This window comes from Streptomyces goshikiensis (assembly GCF_014650555.1).
Taxonomy (GTDB): Bacteria; Actinomycetota; Actinomycetes; order Streptomycetales; family Streptomycetaceae; genus Streptomyces; species Streptomyces goshikiensis.
In genome coordinates this window covers 104972-130143 of the sequence record NZ_BMVE01000002.1, presented here as the reverse complement: position 1 = coordinate 130143, position 25172 = coordinate 104972, and the positions used below count along the sequence as shown (strand labels likewise).

Genomic DNA, 25172 nt, shown 5'->3' with positions numbered 1-25172 from the left:
CGGGACCTTTCGGGTCGTGCGGAGCGGAAGGGGTCAGGAGCGGACTTCGAGCAGCGGGACCAGCTGCTCGGCGGCCGTCAGGGAGCCGTGCATGCCGGTGAGGGCCGATTCGTTGGGCTCGTTGCGGGACGCTGTGATCGCGACATCCGCCTGCGCGGCGGCGATCACGTCGCCGATCCGGCCGAGCACCCGCTCGTCGCACTCCCCCGGCGTTCCGAACCAGCCCAGATCCAGGGCCTCTTGGCGGCTCGCGACCCAGAACCGGTCGCCGAGCACCTCACGCCACACGGTGAGTACGTCGGCCTCGGCGCCCGGCACCGCGTACACGTGCCGGGCCCGGCCCTCGCCGCCGAGCAGGGCCACGCCCGCGCCCAGCTCCCAGTCCTCGTCGAAGTCGATCCGGGAGTCCTCGTCGAACGGCACGTCGACCATGCCGTGGTCGGAGGTCACGTACAGCGCGGTGCGCGGCGGCAGTTGCTCGGCGAGCCGCCGTACCAGCCGGTCCACGTGCATCAGCTGGCCGCGCCAGGCGTCGGAGTCCACGCCGTGCCGGTGGCCGGCCCCGTCGAGCTCGCTGTAGTACGTGTACACGAGCGAGCGCTCCCCGGCGGCGAGCTGGATGGCCGCGAGGTCCATCCGCTCCTCGCCGGTCATCCGGCCGTGGAAGGTGCCGCCGCTCAGCGCGATCTTGGTGAGCGGGGTGCTCTGGAAGTTCGGCGCGGACACCTGTGCGGTGTGCACGCCGGCCGCGTCCGCCTGCTGGAAGACCGTGGGGTACGGCTGCCAGGGCTTCGGTGCGGTCCACGGCTGCCAGCGCAGCTGGTTCATCAGCTCGCCGGAGGCCGGGTTGCGCACCGCGTAGCCGGGCAGGCCGTGCCGCGCGGGGGGCAGGCCGGTGCCGACGGAGGCCAGGGAGGTGGCGGTGGTCGCGGGGAAGCCGGAGGTGATCGGCAGGCCGGTGCCGCCGCGCGAGCTGCCGAGCAGGGAGGCCAGGAAGGGGGCCTCGTCGGGGTGGGCCTTTATCTGCTCCCATCCCATGCCGTCGATCAGGAACACGCAGTTCCGGTCGGCGGGGGTCAGCTCGGCGATCCCGGCGGTGAACCCGGGGACGCCCTGGCCGGCCGCGAGGGTCGGCAGCAGATCGGCGAGCGAGCCGGTGCCGTACTGGGGGACGGGTGCCCCGGTGAGGTCGAGCAGCTCCGGTTCGTCCCAGTTCGCGGGGGCGGAGTACGACATCAGCGGGCGCTGGGTGCGGACGTGGCGGCGGTGGCCTCGGAGAGCGCCTGCGCGAAGAGCAGGGTCTGACGGACGGCCTCGGGGCCGTCGCCCGCCTCGCTCACGCGCAGGCTGAGGTCGTCGGCGGTGGAGTTGCCGGTGTAGCCGTGGTCGGCGTCGCAGTTCTGGTCGCCGCAGGCGGCGGGCTCCAGGTCGATGCGCGAGACCGCGCCCCAGCCGATGGTCAGGACGACCTCGCGGGGCAGCTGGCCCGGCGTGTACGACTCCGGGTTCGCGACGACGCGGCTCAGCACCACCGAGGAGATGCTGGCGAGCTTGACCGACTCGGTCGAGGTCGTCGCGTACGGGGAGGGCGACCCGGCGTCGGCGGCCTGCTCGTCGGTGTGGCTGACGATGAAGCGGTTGCCGGTGAGCACCAGGACGGTGACGTGCCGGCGCACCTCGTTGGAGTCGAAGGTGGTCTCCTGGTGGACCAGGTACGACGAGATCGGCTCGCCGCCCACGGCGGCCTCAACCGCCTCGGCCACGAGGGCCGGGTAGTAGCCGCTGCGCTCGATCGCCGCGCGCAGCCCCTGGGTCGTCGTACCGGATTTCGCCATGAGGTCCATCCTAAGGCCCGTACGGGGCACCCCGGGCTCCCCCGACGGCCCCCGCCGCCCGCCCGGTGGCCCGGTCAGTAGCTGGGGAGCGTGCGCGGGCCGAGATCCGTGCGGGCGGGCGGGTGCGCGACGCGGACGGTGGCGCTCAGTACGGACAGTCCACTGGTGGCGACGACGACGGGTTCCAGGGAGACCCCGACCACCTCGGGATGGTCGTCGACCAGGCGGGACAGCCGCAGCAGCAGCTCCTCCAGGGCCGGGGTGTCGACGGGGTCGCTGCCGCGCCAGCCGAAGAGCAGGGGCGCGGTGCGGATCGAGCGGATCAGCGCGGCCACGTCGCGGTCGGCGGCCGGGACGAGGCGGTGCGCGGTGTCGCCGAGCAGCTCGGAGGCGACGCCGGCGAGCCCGAAGGAGAGGACGGCGCCCGCGGCGGCGTCGATGACGGAGCGGACGACGGTGTCGACGCCCCGGGGGACCATGGCCTGGACGACGGGGAGCAGCTCGGCGGGCTTCCCGTGGGTCTCGGTGAGCTCGTCGTAGGCGCGGCGGAGTTCTTCCTCGGTGGTCAGGTCCAGCCGTACGCCGCCCAGGTCCGCGCGGTGGCGCAGGTGCGGGGCGGTGGTCTTGAGGGCCACCGGGTAGCCGAGGGCCCGGGCCGCGCCGGCGGCGGCGTCCGGGGTCGGGGCGGGCAGGGTGCGCACGACGCGGATCCCGTAGCGCCCGAGGAGCGCGTGCGCGTCGGTGTCGTCGAGGGTGAGTACGTCGCCGGTCGCGACCCCGGCCAGCAGCCCGGCGAGCTGGGCGGCGGCCCCGCTCTCGTCGATGTCCTCGTACTCGGGGACCTGGCCGGGGTCGGCGTTGGCCCGCCGCCACTGGCCGTAGCGGACGGCCTCGGCGACGGCCCGTACGGCGCGCTCGGCGGCGGGGTAGGTGGGGATGCGGCACGCCTGCCGGCCGGCGTCGCCCTCGGCCTCTGCGGGCTGCTCGCGGGGCACCAGGGGCGCCGACTCCGGCGCCGTGGCGGGGGCGGGGGCGGCTGGGTCCGGGGCGGCGGCGGCCGATGTGACGGGGGCGGGTTCCGGGGCGAAGCCCCACGCCGCAGGTCCGAGGGGGAGGGAGCCCGGGGAGAGGGCGGCGGCGAGGGCGCCGAGTTCCACGTGCACCACCGCCACCGGCTTGCCCGGGTGCTCGGCCACCGCCGCGCGCAGCGCGTCGGCCAGGTCGGCCGCGAGGGCGTGCCCGCTCACGCCGGGGATCGCGGTCACGATGACGGCGTCGTTGGTGTCGGCGGCGAGCGCCGAGCCGAGCGCGGCCCGGAAGTCCTCCGGGGAGGCGTCCGTCGTCAGGTCGAGCGGGGCCGAGGGCCGCAGCCGCTCCGTGAGGCAGGCGTCGTAGGCGATCACGCCCAACGACTCCGAGTTCCCTAGGATCGCCACCCGGGGCCCGGCGGGCAGCGGCTGCCCGGCGAGCAGCAGGCCGACGTCGACCAGCTCGGTGACCGTGTCGACCCGGATGACGCCCGCCTGCCGGAGCAGCGCCGAGACGGTGTCGTCGGACAGCCGGGTCCCCGGCACGACGTGCCCGGCGGGGGTGTGGCGGCCGCCCTTCGCGACCACGACCGGCTTCACGGCCGCCGTGCGGCGGGCGAGCCGGCTGAACTTCCGGGGGTTGCCGAGGGTTTCGAGGTACAGCAGGGCGACGTCCGTGGCCTCGTCCTCGTACCAGTACTGGAGGATGTCGTTCCCGGAGACGTCCGCCCGGTTGCCCGCGGAGACGAACGAGGACAGCCCCGCGCCGCGCCGGACCAGCGCGGAGAGCAGTGCGATGCCGATCGCGCCGGACTGGGTGAACAGCCCGATCCGGCCGCGGGCCGGCGCCGGGGCGGGGGCCAGGGAGGCGTTCAGCTCCACGTCGGGGGCCGTGTTGATCACCCCGAAGGCGTTGGGGCCGATCAGCCGCATCCCGTACGAGCGCACCTGGCGCAGCAGTTCGCGCTGCCGGGCCGCGCCCTGCGGCCCGCTCTCCCCGTATCCGGCGGAGAGGACGACGAGGCCCTGCACCCCGTGGTCGCCGCAGGCCGCGACGGCCTCGGGAACCCGCTCGGCGGGGACGGCGATCACCGCGAGGTCGACCGGGGCCCCGATGTCCGCGACCGCGCGGTAGGCCCGTACGCCGTCGAGCAGATCGGTGGAGGCGGCCTCGTTGACGGCGTAGAGGTGCCCGTGGAAGCCGCTGTCGCGCAGGTTGCGCAGCGCGGACGCGCCGACGCCGCCGCCGGAGCGGCTGACTCCCACGACGGCGACCGAGCCGGGGGCGAGCAGCCGCTGCACGGAGCGGGCCTCGGCGCGCTGTTCGCGGGCGCGCTGGACGGCGAGGGACTCGGCGGTGGGTTCGAGGTCGAGGGTGAGGTGGACGGAGCCGTCCTCGAAGCTGCGCTTCTGCTGGTAGCCGGCGTCGGTGAAGACTTTGATCATCTTGGTGTTGGCGGGCAGCACCTCGGCGGCGAACCCGCGGATGCCGCGCTCGCGGGCCACCGCACCGATGTGTTCGAGCAGGGCGGAGGCCACGCCGCGGCCCTGGTGGGCGTCCTGGACGAGGAAGGCGACCTCGGCCTCGTCGGCGGGCGCGGAGGCCGGGCGGCCGGTGGCGTCGATCCGGTCGTAGCGGACGGTGCCGATGAACTCGCCGCCGATGGTCGCCGCGAGGCCGACGCGGTCCACGTAGTCGTGGTGCGTGAAGCGGTGCACGTCGCGGGCGGACAGCCGGGGGTACGGGGCGAAGAACCGGTAGTACTTCGACTCGTCGGAGACCTGTTCGTAGAAGCTGACGAGCCGGTCCGCGTCCTCGGTGGTGATCGGCCGGATCCGGGCGGTGCCGCCGTCGCGCAGCACGACGTCGGCTTCCCAGTGGGCCGGGTACGCGGGGTCCGACTCGGTCGTCATGGGGGCCACCTTAAGGCCAGGACAGGCCGGACAGCGCCCGCGCGGCGCATACGACAAGCAGGGTCAAATGAGTGCAAGCTGGGGAAGGTCGAACCGCCGCGGATTGTGGCCGAAGGCCGGTCGAAGCATTCCGGGTGCCGTGAGAGACTGGTCTAGACAACCGTAAGAACCTGAAGGGCATCACCATGGCAGAGCGCCGCGTCAACGTCGGGTGGGCCGAGGGCCTGCACGCTCGTCCCGCCTCGATCTTCGTCCGCGCGACGACCGCTTCCGGCGTCCCGGTGACCATCGCGAAGGCGGGCGGCGACCCCGTCAACGCCGCCTCCATGCTGGCGGTCCTGGGCCTGGGCGCCCAGGGCGGCGAGGAGATCGTCCTCGCCTCCGACGCCGAGGGTGCCGAGGCCGCGCTCGACCGGCTCGCGAAGCTGGTCGCCGAGGGCCTGGACGAGCTCCCGGAGACCGTCTGACCCTTCGGGTTCGGCCCTCGGGTCCGACCCTCCGCCGTACGCGAACGAGCCGTGGCCCCGGAACACCGGGGACCACGGCTCACGCGTTTTCGGACACCGGCCGCCGCATTCGCGGTGCGCAGCCCCTTCGCGAATTCGATATTCCACGCAGCCCGAGCGGCCGGAATCAGACCCCCGCCCCGCGAATATCCGCCATTGCGCATTATCGGGCGCCGATATCCGCCCCGTACGGCCTTTGTATACGGCTCTTGTTAATGGGGGCCGCTCGACATGTTTACGGCAGGTTGCGAAGTCCTCACCCGGAGCCGGTGCGTCCCCGCCGCCCGGTCCGCGTGGACCGCGGTGAGCGCCCGCGCCCGCTCGGCGTCGCCCCGCGCCACCGCGTCCACGATCGCGCCGCGCTCCGCCCAGGACTCGGCGGGCCGCGCCGGGGCTTCCACCGCGTACATCCAGGCCACCTTGTACCGCATCTGCGTCAGCAGCGCGATCAGCCCCGGACTGCCCGAGGCCTGCGCGAGCGTCTCGTGGAACCAGCCGCCCAGGGCCCGCAGATCCTCCCCCTGACCCTTCCTGGCCCGCTCCTGCCCCAGCCTGACCAGCCCGCGCAGCACCTTCAGGTGCGCCTCCGTGCGGCGGCGGGCGGCCCGGGCGGCCGCGAGGGGCTCCAGCAGCATCCGTACCTCCAGGAGGTCCGCGGCCTCCTGCTCGGTCGGCTCGGCCACACAGGCGCCGGCGTGCCGCCGGGTGGTGACGAACCCCTCGGACTCCAGGGTCCGCAGCGCCTCGCGCACGGGGACGCGCGAGACCCCGTACCGCCGGGCCAGCACCTCCTCGGTCAGCCTGCTGCCCGGCCCGAAGACCCCGGAGACGATGTCGTCGCGGATCGCCGTGCACACCGCGCGCGCAGGAATACGCAAAACCGAACCTCCGCCTCATTCAGACTGCCTTGCTGCGACTCTATTGCAACACACGACAATTTCCGAGTACGGCCGGATATTCGAAATATTTGCCATAAAAAAGAAGAAGACCCCGGCTCGATGAGCCGGGGTCTTCCTCGAAGCGGTGCGGAACGCGGCGTCCGGTCAGACGTTGACGCCGTGCGAGCGCAGGTACGACACCGGGTCGATGTCCGAGCCGTACTGCGGGCCGGTGCGGGCCTCGAAGTGCAGGTGCGGGCCGCTGGAGTTGCCGGTGGAGCCCGACAGGCCGATCTGCTGGCCCGCGGTGACCTCCTGGCCGACCGAGACGCTCAGCGAGGACATGTGGCCGTACTGGGTGTAGGTGCCGTCGTTGTGCTTGATGACGACGTTGTTGCCGTACGCGCCGCCGTTGCCCGACTCGACGACGGTGCCCGCGCCGACCGCGTGCACCGTGGTGCCGGAGGCCGCGTGGAAGTCGATGCCGGTGTGGCTGCCGGAGGACCACATGCCGCCGCCCGCGTGCCACTGGGTGCTGACGTACGAGTCCTCGACGGGAGCGACGAAGGTGTTGAGGCGCTTGCGCTCCTCCTCGCGGGCCGCGCGCTCCGCGGCGTCGCGCTCGGCCTTCGCCTTGGCCTCGGCCACGCGCTTGGCTTCCGCGGCCTGCTGCTTGGCGTCGGCCTCGGCCTGCGCCTTGGTGGCGGCGACCTCGGCGGCACGCTCCTGGGAGTCGGCCTGGGCCTGGATCTCGCCCTGGAGGTCCTCGGCGACGACAACGGCGTTCAGGCCGGTGTCCTCCATGGAGGGGGCCTTGCCGTCCGCGGCGAACGCGGGGGCTGCGATGGAGCCGACGACACCGGTGGTGGCGAGGGCTGCTATGCCGGCGTAGCCGGCGGTCTTGCGGCTCAGACGGCTGGAACCACGGTGCTTGCCGGCGGCACGACTGCCAAACGCCATGAAGGGGCTGATCCTTTCCTTCCCTCTCGCCTACCGGGTTAGCTGACGGGTTCGGAGCAGGAAGGTCTCCTACGGGCCCCCTCTGACGAGGCGGTCCGATTCACCCCAGGGACGCATGTGGGTCCCCGGCTCCCCAGGCTCGCGCCTGACGGGGACTCGGCGATCGCTGTCCGGTGCCGCGGATGCGGCGGTTACAACTGACGAACAGCACGCATGACGCTAGGCGGATCATCAGTCAATCGCCAAACAGACTCGCGCTTTTGTTGCGTACGCCACACCACATACACGCAACCTCAGTGCTAAACAGACATAAGGGGCCCCGGCGGACAAGCCGCCGAGACCCCTTGGGAACCGCTTCCGGATCCGTCTAGTTGGTGACCACCGTGACGTCACCGATCCCGAGGGCCCGCACCGGTCCCTCGATCTCGGCGGCGTCGCCCACCAGCACCGTCACCAGCCGGTCCACCGGGAACGCGTTGACGACGGCCGAAGTCGCCTCCACGGTGCCGGTGTCGGCGAGCTGCGCGTACAGGTGCGACTGGTAGTCGTCCGGCAGCTCCTGCTCGACCTGGTCGGCGAGCGTGCCCGCCACGGAGGCCGCGGTCTCGAACTTCAGCGGGGCCACGCCCACCAGGTTCTGCACCGCCACATCCCGTTCGGCATCGGTCAGGCCGCCCTCGGCGAGGGTGCGCAGCACCTTCCAGAGGTCGTCCAGCGCCGGGCCGGTGTTCGGCGTGTCCACCGAACCGCTGATGGCGAGCATCGAGGCGCCCTTGCCGTCGGCCGTGGAGCGCAGCACCTGGCCGAAGGCGCGCACGCCGTACGTGTACCCCTTCTCCTCGCGCAGGACCTTGTCCAGACGGGAGGTCAGGGTGCCGCCGAGGCAGTACGTGCCGAGCACCTGGGCCGCCCAGACGCGGTCGTGCCGGTCGGCGCCGGTACGGCCGATCAGCAGCTGCGTCTGGACCGCGCCGGGCCGGTCCACGATGACCACGCGGCCGGTGTCGTCGGCGGTGACCGGCGGAACCGGACGCGGCTCCGCGAAGTCGCCGGTCCAGGTGCCCAGGGTCTCCGCGAGGACGGCGTCGAGGTCGATGCCGGTCAGGTCGCCGACGACCACCGCGGTGGCGGTGGCGGGGCGCACATGGGCCTCGTAGAAGGCGCGCACGGCCGCGGAGTCGATACGGGCGACCGTCTCCTCCGTGCCCTGGCGCGGGCGGGACATCCGCAGACCGGCCGGGAACAGCTCCTGGGAGAGCTGCTTGGCGGCGCGGCGCTGCGGGTTGGCCAGCTCGTGCGGGATCTCGTCGAGCCGGTTGCGCACCAGCCGGCCGACCTCGCTGTCCGCGAAGGCGGGCGCGCGCAGCGCCTCGGAGAGCAGGCCGAGGGCCTTGGCCAGGCGGGAGGCCGGCACCTCCAGGGAGACCCGGATGCCCGGGTGGTCGGCGTGCGCGTCGAGGGTGGCGCCGCAGCGCTCCAGCTCGGCCGCGAACTCCTCGGCGGAGTGCTTGTCGGTGCCTTCGGACAGGGCGCGGGCCATGATGGTGGCCACCCCGTCCAGGCCCTCGGGCTCGGCGTCCAGCGGGGCCGCGAGGTTGATCTCGACGGCGATGACCTGCTGGCCCGGGCGGTGGCAGCGCAGCAGGGTCAGGCCGTTGGGGAGCGCGCCGCGCTCGGGGGCCGGGAAGGCCCACGGCCGGGCCTCGCCGGCCTCCGGGCGCGGGTGGAAGGTCATCGTGACGGCTGCGGTGTCGCTCACTGCTCCGCCCCCTCGTTCTCGGAGTGCTCGGTGTGCTCGGCGTCGTCGTCTTCGGCGTCGGCGTCCGGGCCCGCGAGCGGCTCGTACACCAGCACCGCCCGGTTGTCCGGGCGCAGTCGGGCCGCGGCCACGGCCTGGACCTCCTCGGCGGTGATGTCGAGGAGCCGCTTGACCGCGGTCAGGGCCAGCTGCGGGTCACCGAACAGCACCGCGAAGCGGCACAGTTCGTCGGCGCGGCCGGAGACGGTGCTCAGCCGGTCCAGCCACTCCCGCTCCAGCTGCGCCTGGGCGCGCTCCATCTCCTCGGCGGTGGGGCCCTCGGCGGCGAACCGGGCGAGTTCCTCGTCCACGGCGGCTTCGATGCCGGGGACCTCGACGCCGCCGGAGGTCTTGACGTCCAGCCAGCCCAGCGACGGCGCGCCGGCCAGCCGGAGCAGGCCGAAACCGGCCGCGACGGCGCTCTGGTCACGGCGTACCAGGCGGTTGTGGAGCCGCGAGGACTCGCCGCCGCCCAGGATCGTCAGCGCCACGTCGGCGGCGTCGCACTCGCGGGTGCCGTCGTGCGGGAGCCGGTAGGCGGCCATCAGGGCGCGCGCCGGGACCTGCTCGACGATCTCCTCGCGGAGCTGCTCGCCCATGACCTCCGGCAGCGATCCGTCGCGCGGCGGCTGCTTGCCGTCGTGCGAGGGGATGGAGCCGAAGTACTTCTCGATCCACGCGAGCGTCTGCTCGGGGTCGATGTCGCCGACGACCGACAGCACCGCGTTGTTGGGCGCGTAGTACGTGCGGAAGAAGGCGCGCGCGTCCTCCAGCGAGGCCGCGTCCAGGTCGGCCATCGAGCCGATCGGGGTGTGGTGGTACGGGTGGCCCTCGGGGTAGGCGAGGGCGGTCAGCCGCTCGAACGCCGTGCCGTAGGGCACGTTGTCGTAGCGCTGGCGGCGCTCGTTCTTGACGACGTCGCGCTGGTTCTCCATCGACTCGTCGTCGAGGGCGACGAGCAGCGAGCCCATCCGGTCGGCCTCCAGCCAGAGCGCGAGCTCCAGCTGGTGGGTCGGCATGGTCTCGAAATAGTTGGTGCGCTCGAAGCTCGTGGTGCCGTTGAGCGAACCGCCGGCACCCTGGACGAGCTCGAAGTGCCCGTTGCCGGGTACGCTCGCGGAGCCCTGGAACATCAGGTGCTCGAAGAGGTGAGCCAGGCCGGTTCGCCCCTTGACTTCGTGGCGCGAGCCTACGTCGTACCAGAGGCAGACCGCGGCGACCGGGGTCAAGTGGTCCTCGGAGAGCACCACGCGCAGGCCGTTGGCCAGCCGGTGCTCGGTCGCTGTCAGGCCGCCGGAGCCGGCCTGGGCTGTGGCCGTGTGACCCATGGGCATGTGGTCCCTTCGATCGCGATGCAGAGATTTGTGTCAGACCTGCCACTGTATGCAAGCGCGCCGACGCCCGTAGAAGTTCCCGGGTCCCGTTCCCCCGCACGACTCCGTCCGGGGGGACCCCCAGGGTCGGAGTCGGCGTTGTCGGTGCCTCGGGACACAATGGTCCGCGTCACCCGACTCGGACCCCGTCAGAACACCAGCCAGACCCCCAGCACACCTTTCTTGGTTAAGGAGCCGCGCAGCGATGGCCCGCCGCAGCACGAAGACCCCGCCGCCGGAGGATTTCGAGGAGAAGATCCTCGACATCGACGTCGTCGACGAAATGCAGGGCTCCTTCCTCGAGTACGCGTACTCGGTGATCTACTCCCGCGCCCTGCCCGACGCCCGGGACGGCATGAAGCCGGTGCACCGGCGCATCGTCTACCAGATGAACGAGATGGGCCTGCGCCCCGACCGCGGATACGTGAAGTGCGCCCGCGTCGTCGGCGAGGTCATGGGCAAGCTGCACCCGCACGGTGACGCGTCGATCTACGACGCCCTCGTGCGCATGGCCCAGCCCTTCTCGATGCGGCTGCCGCTGGTCGACGGCCACGGCAACTTCGGTTCGCTCGGCAACGACGACCCGCCCGCCGCCATGCGTTACACCGAGTGCAAGATGGCCGACGCCACGTCGCTGATGACGGAGTCGATCGACGAGGACACGGTCGATTTCACCGCCAACTACGACGGCCAGGAGCGGGAGCCGGTGGCCCTGCCCGCCGCCTACCCGAACCTGCTGGTCAACGGCGCGTCCGGGATCGCGGTCGGCATGGCCACCAACATGCCCCCGCACAACCTGGGCGAGGTCATCGCGGCCGCCCGGCACCTGATCCGGTACCCGCAGGCGGACCTGGAGGCGCTGATGCGCTTCGTACCGGGTCCCGACCTGCCGACCGGCGGCCGGATCGTCGGCCTCTCCGGGATCAAGGACGCCTACGAGAACGGCCGCGGCACCTTCAAGATCCGCGCGACGGTGGCGGTGGAGACCGTGACGGCGCGCCGCAAGGGCCTGGTCGTCACCGAACTGCCCTTCGCGGTCGGCCCCGAGAAGGTCATCGCGAAGATCAAGGACCTGGTCGGCTCGAAGAAGCTCCAGGGCATCGCGGACGTCAAGGACCTCACCGACCGCTCGCACGGCCTGCGCCTGGTCATCGAGATCAAGAACGGCTTCCACCCGGAGGCCGTCCTGGAGCAGCTCTACAAGCTGACGCCGATGGAGGAGTCCTTCGGCATCAACAACGTCGCGCTGGTCGACGGGCAGCCGCTGACGCTCGGCCTCAAGGAGCTGCTGGAGGTCTACCTCGACCACCGCTTCGAGGTCGTGCGCCGCCGCAGCGAGTTCCGCCGGACCAAGCGCCGCGACCGGCTGCACCTGGTCGAGGGCCTGCTGGTGGCCCTGCTCGACATCGACGAGGTCATCCGTCTCATCCGGGACAGCGACAACTCCGCGCAGGCGAAGGAGCGGCTGATCGAGCGCTTCTCGCTGAGCGAGATCCAGACCCAGTACATCCTGGACACCCCGCTGCGCCGGCTCACCCGCTTCGACCGGATCGAGCTGGAGTCCGAGCGCGACCGGCTGAACGGCGAGATCGACGAGCTGACCGGGATCCTGGAGTCCGACAGCGAGCTGCGCAAGCTGGTCTCGGCGGAACTGGCGGCAGTCGCGAAGAAGTTCGGCACCGAGCGCCGTACGGTGCTGCTGGAGTCGGCCGGCACGCCGGTGGCGGCGGTTCCGCTGGAGGTCGCGGACACCCCGTGCCGGGTGCTGCTGTCGTCCACGGGCCTGCTGGCCCGCACGGCGAACGGGGAAGCGCTCCCGCAGGAGGAGGGCGGCGCCCGCGCCAAGCACGACCTGATCGTCTCGCAGGTCGCGGCGACGGCCCGGGCGGACGTGGGCGTGGTCACCTCGTACGGGCGGCTGCTGCGGCTCTCGGTGATCGACCTGCCGCAGCTGCCGGACACCCACGCCGCGCCGAACCTGGCCGGGGGCGCCCCGGTCGCCGAGTTCCTCTCGGGGCTGGAGGCGGACGAGAAGGTCGTCTGCCTGACCTCGCTCGACGAGTCCTCGCAGGGTCTGGCGCTGGGTACCGAACAGGGCGTGGTCAAGCGCGTCGTGCCGGACTACCCGGCGAACAAGGACGAGCTGGAGGTCATCACCCTCAAGGACGGCGACCGGATCGTCGGCGCGGTGGAGCTGCGGACCGGCGAGGAAGACCTGGTCTTCATCACGGACGACACCCAGCTGCTGCGCTACCCCGCGAGCCAGGTGCGCCCGCAGGGCCGCCCGGCGGGCGGCATGGCGGGCATCAAGCTCTCCGACAACGCCAAGGTGATCCACTTCTCCGCGGTGGATCCGGCCCGGGACGCCTTCGTGTTCACGGTGGCGGGTTCGCACGGGACGCTGGACGACTCGGTGACCTCCGGGAAGCTGACCCCGTTCGACCAGTACCCGCGCAAGGGCCGGGCCACGGGCGGCGTGCGCTGCCAGCGGTTCCTGAAGGGCGAGGACGTACTGGTGCTGGCCTGGGCCGGCAACGCGCCGGTCCGGGCGGCCGCGGCCAACGGCACTCCGGCCGAACTCCCGGCCGTGGACCCGCGCCGGGACGGCTCGGGGGCGCCCCTGCCCGCGGTCGTCACGGCGCTGACGGGGCCCGCGCTGTAGGACGGCGGAACGGCATTCGGGTGGTGCGACCGGGGGGACGTACCACCCGAATGCCGACTAGTGTTTTCCCCCTGGACGCGGTGGGGGGAGAACGCAGCTGATGAGCCGTCGAGCGGGCAGCGGACTGATCGGGGACTGGGCGCAGGCGCAGCGCCGGCAGCAGCAGACGCAGGTGATCCAGCAGCGGGACGCCGAGCGCCGGCAGCGGGCCTACGAACGGGACGCGAACCGGAGCCACCGGCAGTACCGCGAGGCCGAGGCGCTACGGCGCACCGCGCGCTTCGATGCCGAGGTCACCGCCCTCAAGGGCCTGTTGGTGGCGGGCTGCCGGGCACCGGCGTTCCGGATATCCGATCTGGCCCGGCCCGACCGGCTGGAGCCCTTCAACCCGGGGGCCCTGGCCCAGCCGGTGCCGATGCCCCGCATCGAGGACTTCCAGCAGCAGAGCAGTGGCTGGACGCTGGGCTCCAGCCACCGGGCGCAGGCGGAGCGCGAGGCGCACGCCCGCTACACCCAGGCCTGGCATGCCGCGAACGCCGCGGAGGCGCAGCGCCAGCAGCAACTGGCCGCGTACCGGCAGCAGTACGACCGGTGGGCGGCGGAGCAGCTCGCCGGGGTACGGGCGCACAACAGCGGGCTCACGGAACTCGCCGACGCCCTGCGCGCGGGCGAGGCGGAGGCGGTGGTCGAGTACTTCTCGGCCGCCCTGTACGCCTCCACCGCCTGGCCCGAAGCGCTGCCGAGGCAGGTGACGGCCGCGTACGACCCGGCCGCGCGCCAGCTGGTGCTGGACTGGGAGCTCCCCGGGTACGAGGTGGTACCGGAGGCCCGGTCGGTGCAGTACCTGCCGAGCACGGACCAGGACAAGGTGAAGCCCCGCCCGGTCACGGAACGGCGGGCGCTGTACCGGGATCTGCTGGCCCAGTGCGTGCTGCTGGTGGTGCGTGAGCTCTACGCGGCGGACGAGTTCGGCGTACTGGACTCGGTCGTGGTCAACGGGTTCGTGGACTGCCACGATCCGGTGACGGGGCAGGAGGCGCGGTTCGTCCTGTCCACGGTGCCGGCGGCGCGCAGCGCCTTCGCGGGGCTGCGGCTGGAGCAGGTCAGCGCGGTGGACTGTCTGGTCTCGGGGCTGGGCGGGCAGCTCTCGGCGCGGCCCGACCAGCTGACGGCGGTGCGCCCCGGGCGCCGTCCCGACGAGGTCGGCGGAGGGGTCGTGAGCCACGGCGGGCACGCCGGAGACGCGGACGACGAGCCGGACCTGTTCGCGATGGATCCGATCGACTTCGAGAACCTGGTCGCGGAGCTGTTCCGGGCCATGGGCATGGAGGCGGTGACCACCCAAAGGTCAGGCGACGGCGGGGTCGACGTGGAGGCGCTGGACCCGGCTCCGATCCGGGGCGGGCGGATCGTGGTGCAGGTCAAGCGCTACCGGAACACGGTGCCGCCGACGGCCGTGCGCGATCTGTACGGCACGGTCCAGGACAAGGGGGCGAACAAGGGGGTGCTGGTCACCACCGCGTCCTTCGGGCCCGGGTCGTACACCTTCGCCAACGGCAAGCCGCTGGAGTTGGTTCCCGGAGCGGACCTCGTCGAGCTGCTGCACCAGTACGGGCTGCGGGGGCGGCTCGGCGGGGGCGCACCGGCCCCGGCGGCCCCCGCGCGGCGGGCGGCCGGGACGGCGCCCGAGCCCGAGTCTCCGGCGGACCACAACGTACTGGGCATGTCCTGGTCGGGGTCCGTCGCGCTCGACGTGTGCGCGCTGGTCTGCGAGGGCGGCCGGGTGCTGAGCGAGGACCACTTCGTCTTCTACAACAACCCGCGGAGCCCGGACGGTTCGGTACGGGCCCGGGCGCACGCGCGGCCCGACAAGGCGGCTCTGGAGGTCTCCTTCGACGCGCTGCCCGAGCGCGCCGACCGTCTGGTGCTCGTCGCCGCGATCGACCCGGAGGTCGACCCGCGGGCGGACCTCGCCGGGTTCACCGACGCGCACATCCGCCTACTGTCCGCGGGCGGCGAGGAACTCGGCCGGCTGGAGGTCTCCGACGGCCGCGCCGGCGAGACCGCGCTGGTCCTCGGTTCGTTCCGGCGCCGTGCGAACGGCGACTGGGACTTCGTGATCGGCGGCAAGGGCTACCGCGGCGGCCTGGAGGACCTGCTCGGCGAGTACGGCGTAGAGGTGGCGTGAGGCAGCGGACCCGGCGGCGCCCGCCGCCTCAGTCCTCGGCCGGGGTGTCCGCGGGCCGGTCCACGTAGCGCAGGACGCCCCACATGCTCTCCGGGGGCACCTGCCGCGGGGCCGGTTCGCGGCAGGCCTCCAGCTCCCGGAGCAGGGCCGGGCCGTCGGTGCCGGAGCCGATCAGGACGAGCTGGGTCAGGCGTGTTTCGCCCCGGCCCCAGGGTCCGGGGGCGAAGCGGAGGAAACGGCCGACGGCGTGGACCTCGTAGCGCTCCTCGTGCCCGGGGACTCCGAAGTGGACGAAGCCCTTGATCCGGTAGAGCCCGGCCGGGCGGCGGTCGAGGAAGTCGAGGAACCGGCGCGGGTGCAGGGCCTGCTCGGAGACGAACTCGATGCTCTCGTAGGCCGCGTGGACATGCCCGCAGCGCTCGTGGTCGTGTCCGGCCCCGTCCGCCGGGTCGGTCCCGTCGGCCTCGTCGGCCTGGTGGGCGGCTTCCGCGAGCAGGTCCTCGAAGGAGAGCTGGCCGCGGGTCTCCGTCCACGGGCGGCGGTCGAAGAGCAGCTCCGGATCGATCCGCCCATGGTCCGCCCCGACGACGGGGATGCCCGGGCCGCACAGCGTGCCGAGCGCGGCCTCGATCCTGGTCCGCTCGGCGGCGTCCACCCGGTCGGTCTTGTTGAGCACCACCAGGTCGGCGACGGCGAGATGGCGCTCCGTCTCCGGGTGCCTGGCCCGGCTGGCGTCGAACTCGGCCGCGTCCACGACCTGCACCATTCCGCCGTAGCGGATCGCCCGGTTCTCGTTGGCCATGAGCATCTTGACCATCTCCTGCGGCTCGGCCAGGCCGCTCGCCTCGATGACGATCACGTCGATGCGGTGGACGGGCGCGGCGAGCTTCTCCAGGTAGGCGTCGAGTTCGCTGCCGTCGACCGCGCAGCACAGGCAGCCGCCGCCGAGGGAGACCATCGAGTCGCCGACCTGGCCGGCCACCGACATCGCATCGATCTCGATGGAGCCGAAGTCGTTGACGACGACCCCGATCCGGGTGCCTCCCCGGTTGGCCAGGAGGTGGTTGAGCACGGTGGTCTTGCCGGATCCGAGGAATCCGGTGAGGACGACGACGGGGATGGGCTGCCTGCTGTTCACCCGGCCGATCGTAACCAGCCCGGGGTCAGGCGAGCGCGGGGACCGGCTGCGGCGGGGTCGGACCGGTGTACCGGGCGGCCGGCCGGATGATCTTCGAGTCGGCGGCCTGTTCGAGGATGTTGGCGCTCCAGCCGACCACGCGGGCCGCGCAGAAGGTCGGGGTGAACATCTCGCGCGGCAGTCCGCACAGCTCCATGACCACGCCCGCGTAGAACTCCACGTTGGTGTGCAGTTCGCGGCCGGGCTTGAGCTCGGCGAGGATCCGCTCGACCTGCCGCTCGACCTCGACCGCGAAGTCGACGAGCGGGCCCCCGAACTCGCGCGCCGTGTCGCGCAGCATGCGCGAACGCGGGTCCTCGGTGCGGTACACGGGGTGCCCGAAGCCCATGATCCGCTCCCCGGCGAGGACCCGTTCGCGGATCCACGGGTCGATGCGGTCCGCCGTGCCGATGGCGTCGAGGGTGTCCAGGGCCCGGCTGGGGGCGCCGCCGTGCAGGGGGCCGGAGAGTGCGCCGATCGCCCCGGTCAGGCAGGCCGCGACATCGGCGCCGGTGGAGGCGATCACGCGGGCGGTGAAGGTCGAGGCGTTGAACCCGTGGTCGATCGTGGAGATCAGGTACCGCTCGACCGCGCGGGCCTTGACCGGGTCGGGCTCCTCCCCGGTGAGCATGTACAGGTAGTTGGCGGCGTACGGGAGGTCCGCGCGCGGCTCCACCGGCTCCAGGCCCTGCCCGAGCCGGTGCAGGGCGGTGAGCAGGGTCGGTACGGCGGCGCAGGCGGCCAGGGCGTCGGCGGCGCGGCGCTCGGGGCCGAGGTCGTAGACGGGGCGGAAGCCGGCCGAGGCGCCGAGCAGCGAGAGCGCGGTGCGCAGTCCGGCGAGCGGGCCGGACAGGGCGGTGGCCCGGGCGAGTGCGGGCAGGGCGTCCCGCACCTCGGCGGGCAGCCTGCGCAGCGGCGCGATCTCGGCGGCGAAGGCGTCCCTCTCGGCGGCGTCGGCAGGCAGGGCGCCGCGGAACATCAGGTGCCAGACGTCCTCGAAGCCACGGCTCCCGGCGAGCTCGACGGCCGAGTACTGGCGGTAGTGGTAGAAGCCTTCACGGCCACGGACGTCACCGAGTTCGGTCTCGGTGACCACGACTCCCGCGAGACCGCGGGGTACTTCGACGCTGGTGTTCATGGATCGACCATCCATGCTTGACTCAATACTTGTCAATATTGATTGAATCAACATTCACATCAACATGCGTAGGATGTGCGTCATGAACGACAGGGCGGGCGACCAGACGGGCGCCGGGAGCAGGATCAGCACCCGGCAGGCGGCGGAACTGCTCGGCGTGAAGCCGGCGACCGTGTACGCGTACGTCAGCCGCGGCCAGCTCACCAGCCGCCGCGACCCCGTCGGCCGGGGCAGCAGCTTCGATCCCGCCGAGGTGGAGTCGCTGGCCCGCCGCAACCGGCGCGAGGCCGCGGCCCCGACCGGATCCGCCGGGGAGCTCGCGGTGCGGACCTCCCTCACGCTCATCGAGCCCGACCGGTACTACTTCCGGGGCGTGGACGCCGTCGAGCTGGCCTCGCGGCACCCGTACGAGGAAGTCGCCGAGTGGCTCTGGACGGGCACGCTGCCGCGCGGGGCCCGCTTCACCGCTCCCCCGGAACCGCTGGCGGCGGCCCGCCGGGCCGTGGCCGCCCTGCCCGAGCACAGCGGACCCCTCGACCGGCTGCGCGTGGCCACCGCCGCCGCGGCCGTGGCGGATCCGCTGCGCTTCGACCTGTCCGCCGAGGCCGTCCTGGGCTCCGCCCGCTGCCTGATCCCGGTCCTGGTCGACGCCCTGCCGGAGGTGGGTCAGCCCGGCTGGCGCGGGGACGGCCGGCTGGCCCGGCGGCTGTGGACCCGGCTGACGCCGCGCGAACCCGACCCTGACGCGCTGGCCGCGCTGGACCTGGCCCTCGCCCTGCTCATCGACCACGACCTGGCCGCCTCGACCCTGGCCGTACGGGTGGCCGCGTCGGCCCACGCCCATCCGTACGCGGCGGTGTCGGCCGGACTCGGCGCGCTCGAAGGCCCGTTGCACGGCGCGGCCGGGCGGCTCGCGCACCGGATGCTGGAGGAGGCGCTGGAGCGGGGCGGCGCCGCGCCGGTGGTCGCGGACCACCTGCGGGCGGGGCGGCGGGTCCCGGGGCTCGGCCACCGGCTGTACGCGGGCGAGGACCCGAGGGCCCGGGCGTTGTTCGCACGCCTGGAGACCCTCCCGCAGGCGGCCCCGGCCCTGGCCGCGGCCCGGGAGGTGGTGGCCACCACCGCCGCCCGCCGGCCCGGGCTGCACGCCAACGTGGACCTCGCGCTGGCGGTGCTGACGGTGTCCTGCGGCATGCCGGCGGAGGCCGGCGAGACGGTGTTCGCGGTGGCCCGTACGGCGGGCTGGATCGCCCATGCCCTGGAGGAGTACCAGGAACGCCCGCTCCGGATGCGCCCGGTCGGCCAGTACCGGGGCCCGCGCCCCCCGCAGCCGATGCCGTAGCGACGGCCGCCGGGCACCCCTACGCCGGATCGCGCCAGCGGGCGGTGATGCGGGCGGCCGCGTCGAAGTGGGCGGCGGCTTCGGACTCCCGGCCGAGGAGCCCCGCCAGTTCGCCGAGGGTGTGCGCGACCGGCCGGGTCGCCAGGGTGAACCCGGCGGCGGGCGGTGGGGCGTCGCGGTAGGGCAGCAGCTCCGCGTACAGCTCCGGCGCGCCCCGCCGCTCGCCCAGCGCCACCAGGGTCATCGCCCGGAAGGTCCCGAAGACCCGGAAGAAGTAGTCCGGCCGCAGCGGTCCACACCGCTCCAGGACCGCGCGGGCCTCCTCCGCCTCCCCGGCCTCGGCCAGCGCCACCGCGAGCAGGTCGCCCACCGCCGGGCCGTACCGCTCGTACGCCTCCCGGGCGGCGGGCAGCGTACGCGCCAGCTGCCCCTCGCTCGCCCGCAGGGTCGCGACCGCGACCGACAGGTACCCCTGGGCGTGCGGGGATCCCTGCCGGGCCATCGCCTCGGCCGCCCGCGCGTACAACCGCTCCGCCTGCGCCGGCCGGCCCTCGACATGGGCCAGGGTCGCCGTCACGCAGTCGGAGACCGCCGACGCCTCCGGCATCCGGTAGCTCCGGGAGAACTCCGCCGCCTCCCCCAGCAGCCGGCGCGCACCGGCCGCGTCCCCCGCGGCCGCAGCGGCCGTCGCGCGGGTGAAGAGCCCGAACCAGCGGTGCGCCGGCAGCTCGTGCGCCGCGCCCAGCCGTTCCAGTTCCCGCCCCAGCCCGGCCCGTTCCGGCCCTTCCAGATCGGGGTCCAGCTCCCGGAGCAGCGTGACGAGGGCCGCCGCCCGCAGCTCGGGATCCCCGAGGCCCTCCGCGAGCGCGACCGCCTCCCGCGCGGCGGCCCGTACGCGCGGGATCCGGGCATCGGACAGTTCGGCCGCGTACGCCCCGAGCAGCCGGCACCGTACGGCCGGTTCGAGACCGGGCCGCTCCAGCAGGCGTTCGAGCAGCGCCACGACCGGCCGGTCGACCGCCCCGTACGGCCGGGTCTGCCAGGGGCTCGGCTCGGTCCATGCGGTGAACGCGCTGATCAGCAAGGATTCCCGGCCCGTGCCGATCGTGCACTCGATGGCCTGCCCCCGCGTCTTGCGGGCCGCCATGACCGCTCCCGCGCGCACCTGGGCCCGTACCAGACGGCCCAGCAGCCCGACCCGTTCGCCGTCGCGGTCGCCCGCGGCGCCGGGCGGGACGGGGGTGCGCTCGAAGCAGGCCACCGCCTCCACGAGCAGCGCGGCGGCCGTGTCGTGGGCGAACCGCCGGTCGGCGAGGTCGGCGGCCCGTACGCAGTAGTCCACGGCCTTCGCCGCGGTCGCCGAGGAGGCCGCGCGTACGAAGTGGTGGGCGAGCCCCGAGACGTCGTCCGGAGCGAGCCGCTCCAGGCTCTGCCCGATCCGCCCGTGCATCCGCGCGGCGCGCAGCCGGCTCAGGTCGGCCAGCAGCGTGTCCCGGACCAGCGCGTGCGCGAACCGCACCCGCCCCGGCCCGGGTTCAACGAGCAGCCCGGCGACCAGCCCCGCCTCCAGCGCGTCCAGTACGGCGTCCTCGCCCGCGTCGGCGGCCCCGACCAGGACCTCGACACCGCACTCCCGCCCCGCGACGGCGGCCAGCCGCAGTACGGAGACCACCGCGTCGGGAAGCCTGCCGAGACGGCGGCGCAGCACGTCCCGTACCCCCTCGGGCACGTCGGACAGGGCGACGAGTGCCCCCTCGCTGCCCAGCAGCCGGGCGCTCTCGCGCACGTAGAAGGGGTTGCCGCCGGTCCGTTCGGCGAGCGCCGCCAGCGTCGCGGGGTCCGCCTCCGGGCCGCCGAGCGCCCGCACCACCTCGGCGACGGCCGCCTCGGGCAGGCCGGGCAGCACCACCCGGGTCGGCGAGCGGCGGGCCAGCAGGGCGAGGGTGTCGGCGAGCCCGCCGGGCACCTCGTCCGGCCGGAACGCGCCGACGACCAGCAGCGGGGTCCCGGCCGGCGGTTCCGCCGCCCCGGCCAGCAGGGCGAGCGTTTCGCCGTCGGCCCAGTGCAGGTCGTCCAGCACGACGCAGACGGGCCGCTCCCGGGCCGCCTCCGCGAGCCACTGCCAGACCGCGCGGTGCATCCGGAACCGTCCGGCGGCGGTGTCCCCGGCCGTGCGGGAGGGCTCGTCGGCATCGGAGAGCAGCGGGGCCACGGCGGCGGCCGCCCCGGGGCCGGGCGGGACGGCGGCGGCGACGGTGCGCAGCGCCTCGGCCCAGGCCCAGGCGGGCGGGGCGCCCTCGGCGTCGGCGTTGTGGCCGACGGCGACGAGCCAGCCTTCGCTGCGGAGCCGGTCGCGGAACCGGTGCAGCAGGGCCGATTTGCCGAGCCCCGCCTCTCCGCTGACCAGGGCGATCCCCGGCCCGGCGGCGCGCGCCCGGTCCGCGGCCCCGGCCAGCAGCGCCAGTTCGGCCTCGCGGCCGACGAAGGGGGCGGGCGCGGCCTCGGGTGCCCCGTCGGGCGGCTGCGCCCGGGGCGGCGCGGGTGCCGCAGCGGCCGGCTCCGCGGCGGGTACCTCGGCGGGCCCCGGTGCGGCCGTCGCCCGGCGCAGCACCCGGTCGTCCTGCGCCAGGATCGCCCGCTCCAGCGCGACCAGGGCGGCGCCGGGGTCCAGCCCCGCCTCCTCGGCCAGCACGGCCCGCGCCCGGCGGAGCGCCGAGAGCGCGTCGGCCTGCCGCCCGGCGGCCCACAGCGCGAGCGCGTGCAGCCGCCAGCCCTCTTCCCGCAGGGGTTCGTCGCGGGTCAGCAGCGCGGCCCGCGCGACGACCCCGGCGCTGTCGCCGACCCGCAGCCCGGCGGCGAGGTCCAGTTCCCGCGCGGCCAGCCGCAGCTCGTCCAGCCGGGTGATCTCCGCGTGGCTCCACGGTTCGTCGGCGGTCTCCGCGTAGGCCGGCCCCTGCCAGAGCGCCAGCGCCTCCCGCAGCAGCCGGCGGGCGCGGTCCGGTGCGCGGTCGAGCAGGTCCCGTGCCTCCCCGAGGAGCCTCTCGAAGCGCCACGCGTCGACCGCGTCCTCGGGCAGCCGCAGCGCGTACCCGGGCGGCGCGCTCACCAGCAGCCGCGCCGCCGCGCGGGGAGCCCGGCCGGGTTCGAGGAGCCGGCGCAGGTTGGACACGTAAGCCTGGAGCGAGGCCACCGCACGGGCGGGCGCGGCACCCTGCCAGAGCTCCTCGATCATCCGGTCGACGGAGACGACCCGGCCCCGCGCGGACACCAGCAGGGCCAGGACGGAGCGCTGGCGGTGACCGCCGAGCGGGACCGTCTCGCCGTCCCGCTCGGCGGCGAAGGAACCGAGTACGCGTATGTAGACCATGACGTTGTACAACGTAGACCGGATCGGTCAACTCCGGCCGGAATCCGCCCAGATGACGCCCCGGCGACCCTCCAAGTGAGCTCCAAGAGCCTTCCATGAGCCGAGGGCGAGTCTCTTCTCATGAAGACGAAGACGACGAAGAAGACGCCGCAGACACAGACCGGCACCCGGCCCGACACCCACCAGATGGTCGTCATCCACCGCGGCATCCGCCGCGAGGCCGGCCTACTGATCGATCTGGTCACCGCCACGGCACCCGGGGACACCGCTCGGGCCAAGGTCCTGGCGGAACACTTCCGCACCTACCGCCTCGGCCTCCACAACCACCACACGGGAGAGGACGAGCACCTCTGGCCGGCGCTGCTGGCCCGCGTCGATCTGGAAGCCGACATCGTCCTGCGGATGGAGGAGCAGCACGAGCGGGTGGCGGCCACCCTCGCGGCAGCCGATGCCGCCCTGCCCGCCTGGGAGGCCACCGCCGCCGAGGCGGACCGCGACCGCCTCGCCGCCGTCCTGGCCGAACACCGCGCCGTCCTGGTCGAGCACCTCGACGAGGAGGAGGAGTCACTTCTTCCGCTGGCCGACCGGCACCTGACCGCTCAGGAGTGGGCCGCGATGGGCGAGCACTTCGCGGCGAGCGCGCCCAAACCGAAGGTGCTGTTCTTCCTCGGCATGGCCCTGGAAGAGGCCGACCGGGCCGAGCGCAGGTCGATGCTCCGCGGCCTGCCGCTCCCGGCCCGCCTGATCTGGTACGCCGTCGGCCGTCCCGCGTACGCCCGCACGGTGCGCGCCGTCCGCCGCACCGGCCGCTGACCGCTGACCGCTCCCGGCACCCGCCCGCCCCCACCCCCGCACACCAGCAGGAGACCGCCATGACCAGCACGACCGTCAAGCACCTCGCCACCGCCCTGGCCGCCCTCGGCGCCGCGTTCATCCTCTACATCGGCCTCAGCTACCTGATCGCGCCGCAGGCCAGCGCCTCGCAGTTCGGCGTTCCGACCTGGCCCCGGCAGGACGGCACGGCCTTCCTCGCCGTCAAGGGGGTGCGCGACGCGGCGAGCGGCCTGGTCATCTTGGCGCTGCTGCTCACCGGACAGCGGCGGGGGCTGGGCTGGGCCCTGGCGGCGCTCACCTTCGTACCGCTGGGTGACATGGTCATCGTCCTCGGCTCGGGCGGACCCGCCGCCACGGCGTACGGGGTCCACGGCGCGACCGCCGCGGTCGTGGCGTTCACGGCGCTCCTGCTCCTGCGCGAGCGCACCCCGGCCGCCACCCCCACCGGGCCCGGAATCACATCCTCCGCAGTCTGATCCGTGACCCCGGAGGAATACCGCTCGTGCCTGAGCCGACCTACGGTTGTCTGTCATGCGGTTCCCCCTCTTGAGCGCTCGGCGCCTCGGGCTGCCCAGACGGGCCGTCTCCCAGATCCTGCTGACCCAGCTGGCCATCGCCGCCGGGGTCGCCGTGCTGGCCACCGGGCTGTTCCTGGCCCCGCTCAGCGCACAGCTCGACGACCAGGCGATGCGGCGGGCCCTGGCCATCGCGCAGAGCGCCGCCGCCGACCCGGCGCTGGCCGCCGGCCTGCTGACGGCGGAACCTCCGGCCGGAGGACCGGCGGCGGCGGACGGCCCCGTACAGTCCTCGGCCGAGCGGATCCGCCGGGCCACCGGCGCCGAGTACGTGGTCGTCATGGACCTGAACGGGATCCGCCGTTCCCACCCCAGCCCCGAGCTGATCGGACTGCCCGTCTCCACCGACCCCCACGACGTCCTGGCCGGCCGCGAGGTCATGGAGATCGACGAGGGCACCCTCGGCCGCTCCGCCCGCGGCAAGGTGCCGCTGGTCGCCGCCGACGGGGAGATCGTCGGCGCCGTCTCGGTCGGCATCGCCTACGACAGCGTCCGCGACCGGCTGCTCGGCGCCATCCCCGGCCTGCTCGCCTACGCCGGCGGCGCCCTGGCGGCGGGCGCGCTCGCCGCCTACCTGCTGTCCCGCCGGATCCAGCGGCAGACCCGCGACCTGGCCTTCTCCGATATCGCCGGCCTGCTCGCGGAGCGCGAGGCCATGCTGCACTCCATCCGCGAAGGAGTGATCGCCCTCGACCCCGGCGGCCGGATCCGGCTCGTCAACGACGAGGCCGCCCGGCTGCTGGGCCTCGCTCCCGACTCCGCCGTCGCCGGGCGCCCGCTGGACGACGTACTGGGCGCGGGCCGGACCACCGACGTCCTGGCCGGCCGGGTCGCCGGCCGGGACCTGCTCACCGTGCGGGGCCGGCGGGTCCTGGTCGCGAACCGGATGCCCACGCGGGACGGCGGCGCCGTCGCCACCCTGCGTGACCGCACCGAACTGGAGCACCTGAGCCGTGAGCTCGACTCCACGCGGGGCCTGATCGACGCCCTGCGCGCCCAGGACCACGAGCACGCCAACCGCCTCCACACCGTCCTCGGCCTGCTGGAGCTGGGCCTGCACGAGGAGGCGGCGGAGTTCGTCACCGAGGTCGTCGGGGTGCACCGCAGCACCGCCGAGCAGGTCACCGAGAGGGTCCACGACCCGCTGCTGGCCGCCCTCCTCGTGGGCAAGACCACGGTCGCCGCCGAGCGCGGGGTCCCGCTCCGCCTCGCCGATTCCACGCTCCTGCCCGACCGTCTGGTCGACCCCGGCGGGCTCGTCACCATCGTCGGGAACCTGGTCGACAACGCCTTGGACGCGGCGGCCGGCTCGGCGGCGCCCCTGGTCGAGGTCGACCTCCACGCGGAGGGCCGGACCGCGGTCCTCCGCGTCCGCGACAGCGGCCCCGGCGTGCCCGCCGCGCGGCGCGAGGAGATCTTCACCGAGGGTTGGTCGACCAAGCAGCCCAGCGGCCCTCGCGAGCGCGGGCTCGGTCTCGCGCTCGTACGCCGGCTCGCGCAGCGGCAGGGCGGCAGCGCCTGGGCCGGGGAAGCAGCGGACGGAGGGGCGGAGTTCTCCGTCGTACTCCCGGAGGCCCTGCGATGAACGCGGTCCCGA

Annotated in this window: 17 protein-coding genes and 1 riboswitch; of the genes, 7 read left to right on the top strand and 10 right to left on the bottom strand. The window is 73.9% G+C overall.

Annotation, left to right across the window (positions count from 1 at the left end; translation table 11 throughout):
- Positions 1-33: 33 nt before the first annotated feature.
- The 3 genes from IE248_RS06020 to IE248_RS06010 all read right to left on the bottom strand — a co-directional run bounded on the left by IE248_RS06020 (position 34) and on the right by IE248_RS06010 (position 4777).
- A complete protein-coding gene (locus IE248_RS06020; protein WP_100583341.1) occupies positions 34-1236 on the bottom strand; it encodes an alkaline phosphatase family protein in 1203 nt (400 codons plus the stop codon).
- Complete coding sequence (locus tag IE248_RS06015; RefSeq protein ID WP_174261751.1) at positions 1236-1844, bottom strand: DUF5998 family protein; 609 nt, start codon at positions 1842-1844, stop codon at positions 1236-1238. Before IE248_RS06015 ends, IE248_RS06020 begins: the two co-directional genes overlap by 1 nt.
- A gap of 65 nt (positions 1845-1909) precedes the next feature.
- Positions 1910-4777: a bifunctional acetate--CoA ligase family protein/GNAT family N-acetyltransferase gene (locus IE248_RS06010; RefSeq protein WP_190030117.1), complete on the bottom strand. Its 2868-nt coding sequence runs from the start codon at positions 4775-4777 to the stop codon at positions 1910-1912.
- A 185-nt stretch (positions 4778-4962) separates the two neighbouring features.
- Here IE248_RS06010 and IE248_RS06005 point away from each other — a divergent pair, with 185 nt between their 5' ends.
- Positions 4963-5244: an HPr family phosphocarrier protein gene (locus IE248_RS06005; RefSeq protein WP_008741369.1), complete on the top strand. Its 282-nt coding sequence runs from the start codon at positions 4963-4965 to the stop codon at positions 5242-5244.
- A gap of 251 nt (positions 5245-5495) precedes the next feature.
- On the opposite strand, the gene IE248_RS06000 is transcribed toward IE248_RS06005, so the two are convergent.
- From IE248_RS06000 to IE248_RS05985, 4 genes are all read right to left on the bottom strand, one after another.
- On the bottom strand, positions 5496-6161 hold the full coding sequence (locus IE248_RS06000; protein ID WP_008741370.1) for a GntR family transcriptional regulator: 666 nt from the start codon (positions 6159-6161) through the stop codon (positions 5496-5498).
- A 165-nt stretch (positions 6162-6326) separates the two neighbouring features.
- A complete protein-coding gene (locus IE248_RS05995) occupies positions 6327-7121 on the bottom strand; it encodes a M23 family metallopeptidase (protein ID WP_008741371.1) in 795 nt (264 codons plus the stop codon).
- Between the two features lie 12 nt (positions 7122-7133).
- A riboswitch (cyclic di-AMP (ydaO/yuaA leader) is annotated at positions 7134-7293 on the bottom strand.
- 195 nt (positions 7294-7488) lie between these two features.
- Positions 7489-8856, bottom strand: a complete 1368-nt coding sequence (locus IE248_RS05990) for a M16 family metallopeptidase (protein WP_037793138.1) — start codon at positions 8854-8856, stop codon at positions 7489-7491.
- 20 nt (positions 8857-8876) lie between these two features.
- A complete protein-coding gene (locus IE248_RS05985; RefSeq protein WP_100583338.1) occupies positions 8877-10247 on the bottom strand; it encodes a M16 family metallopeptidase in 1371 nt (456 codons plus the stop codon).
- Positions 10248-10497: 250 nt separating this feature from the next.
- Between IE248_RS05985 and IE248_RS05980 the strand changes: the two genes are divergently transcribed.
- Together IE248_RS05980 and IE248_RS05975 are read left to right on the top strand one after the other, a co-directional pair.
- Complete coding sequence (locus IE248_RS05980) at positions 10498-12954, top strand: DNA gyrase/topoisomerase IV subunit A (protein ID WP_073796366.1); 2457 nt, start codon at positions 10498-10500, stop codon at positions 12952-12954.
- Positions 12955-13054: 100 nt separating this feature from the next.
- Positions 13055-15142: a restriction endonuclease gene (locus IE248_RS05975; protein ID WP_190030116.1), complete on the top strand. Its 2088-nt coding sequence runs from the start codon at positions 13055-13057 to the stop codon at positions 15140-15142.
- Between the two features lie 28 nt (positions 15143-15170).
- Here IE248_RS05975 and IE248_RS05970 read toward each other — a convergent pair whose 3' ends face one another.
- Together IE248_RS05970 and IE248_RS05965 are read right to left on the bottom strand one after the other, a co-directional pair.
- Positions 15171-16280 (bottom strand): CobW family GTP-binding protein, encoded by a 1110-nt coding sequence (locus IE248_RS05970; protein WP_190030115.1) that lies wholly within the window; start codon positions 16278-16280, stop codon positions 15171-15173.
- A 25-nt stretch (positions 16281-16305) separates the two neighbouring features.
- The gene (locus IE248_RS05965) at positions 16306-17457 is read right to left on the bottom strand and encodes a citrate synthase/methylcitrate synthase (protein ID WP_100583335.1); all 1152 of its coding nucleotides are present in this window, start codon (positions 17455-17457) and stop codon (positions 16306-16308) included.
- A gap of 82 nt (positions 17458-17539) precedes the next feature.
- Here IE248_RS05965 and IE248_RS05960 point away from each other — a divergent pair, with 82 nt between their 5' ends.
- Entirely contained in the window at positions 17540-18799 is a 1260-nt protein-coding gene (locus IE248_RS05960) for a citrate synthase (RefSeq protein ID WP_190030114.1), read from the top strand.
- A 19-nt stretch (positions 18800-18818) separates the two neighbouring features.
- Here IE248_RS05960 and IE248_RS05955 read toward each other — a convergent pair whose 3' ends face one another.
- Positions 18819-22166, bottom strand: a complete 3348-nt coding sequence (locus IE248_RS05955) for an ATP-binding protein (RefSeq protein WP_190030113.1) — start codon at positions 22164-22166, stop codon at positions 18819-18821.
- A gap of 120 nt (positions 22167-22286) precedes the next feature.
- Between IE248_RS05955 and IE248_RS05950 the strand changes: the two genes are divergently transcribed.
- The 3 genes from IE248_RS05950 to IE248_RS05940 are packed head-to-tail and all read left to right on the top strand — an operon-like array spanning position 22287 to position 25160.
- A complete protein-coding gene (locus tag IE248_RS05950; RefSeq protein WP_190030112.1) occupies positions 22287-22979 on the top strand; it encodes a hemerythrin domain-containing protein in 693 nt (230 codons plus the stop codon).
- 59 nt (positions 22980-23038) lie between these two features.
- On the top strand, positions 23039-23476 hold the full coding sequence (locus tag IE248_RS05945; RefSeq protein WP_190030111.1) for a DUF4267 domain-containing protein: 438 nt from the start codon (positions 23039-23041) through the stop codon (positions 23474-23476).
- 55 nt (positions 23477-23531) lie between these two features.
- Positions 23532-25160 carry a sensor histidine kinase gene (locus tag IE248_RS05940; RefSeq protein WP_190030110.1) on the top strand — a complete coding sequence of 543 codons (1629 nt, stop codon included), beginning with the start codon at positions 23532-23534 and terminating at the stop codon, positions 25158-25160.
- Positions 25161-25172 lie beyond the last annotated feature (12 nt).

What these genes read in the sequence shown, in the direction of transcription:
- IE248_RS05945 (WP_190030111.1), top strand. Translation starts at nt 23,039, where the DNA reads ATGACCAGCACGACCGTCAAGCACCTCGCCACCGCCCTGGCCGCCCTC.
- IE248_RS05980 (WP_073796366.1), top strand. Translation starts at nt 10,498, where the DNA reads ATGGCCCGCCGCAGCACGAAGACCCCGCCGCCGGAGGATTTCGAGGAG.
- IE248_RS05955 (WP_190030113.1), bottom strand. Translation starts at nt 22,166, where the DNA reads ATGGTCTACATACGCGTACTCGGTTCCTTCGCCGCCGAGCGGGACGGC.
- IE248_RS05985 (WP_100583338.1), bottom strand. Translation starts at nt 10,247, where the DNA reads ATGGGTCACACGGCCACAGCCCAGGCCGGCTCCGGCGGCCTGACAGCG.
- IE248_RS05995 (WP_008741371.1), bottom strand. Translation starts at nt 7,121, where the DNA reads ATGGCGTTTGGCAGTCGTGCCGCCGGCAAGCACCGTGGTTCCAGCCGT.
- IE248_RS06010 (WP_190030117.1), bottom strand. Translation starts at nt 4,777, where the DNA reads ATGACGACCGAGTCGGACCCCGCGTACCCGGCCCACTGGGAAGCCGAC.
- IE248_RS05975 (WP_190030116.1), top strand. Translation starts at nt 13,055, where the DNA reads ATGAGCCGTCGAGCGGGCAGCGGACTGATCGGGGACTGGGCGCAGGCG.
- IE248_RS06015 (WP_174261751.1), bottom strand. Translation starts at nt 1,844, where the DNA reads ATGGACCTCATGGCGAAATCCGGTACGACGACCCAGGGGCTGCGCGCG.
- IE248_RS05990 (WP_037793138.1), bottom strand. Translation starts at nt 8,856, where the DNA reads ATGACCTTCCACCCGCGCCCGGAGGCCGGCGAGGCCCGGCCGTGGGCC.
- IE248_RS05960 (WP_190030114.1), top strand. Translation starts at nt 17,540, where the DNA reads ATGAACGACAGGGCGGGCGACCAGACGGGCGCCGGGAGCAGGATCAGC.
- IE248_RS06020 (WP_100583341.1), bottom strand. Translation starts at nt 1,236, where the DNA reads ATGTCGTACTCCGCCCCCGCGAACTGGGACGAACCGGAGCTGCTCGAC.
- IE248_RS05940 (WP_190030110.1), top strand. Translation starts at nt 23,532, where the DNA reads ATGCGGTTCCCCCTCTTGAGCGCTCGGCGCCTCGGGCTGCCCAGACGG.
- IE248_RS05950 (WP_190030112.1), top strand. Translation starts at nt 22,287, where the DNA reads ATGAAGACGAAGACGACGAAGAAGACGCCGCAGACACAGACCGGCACC.
- IE248_RS06005 (WP_008741369.1), top strand. Translation starts at nt 4,963, where the DNA reads ATGGCAGAGCGCCGCGTCAACGTCGGGTGGGCCGAGGGCCTGCACGCT.
- IE248_RS05965 (WP_100583335.1), bottom strand. Translation starts at nt 17,457, where the DNA reads ATGAACACCAGCGTCGAAGTACCCCGCGGTCTCGCGGGAGTCGTGGTC.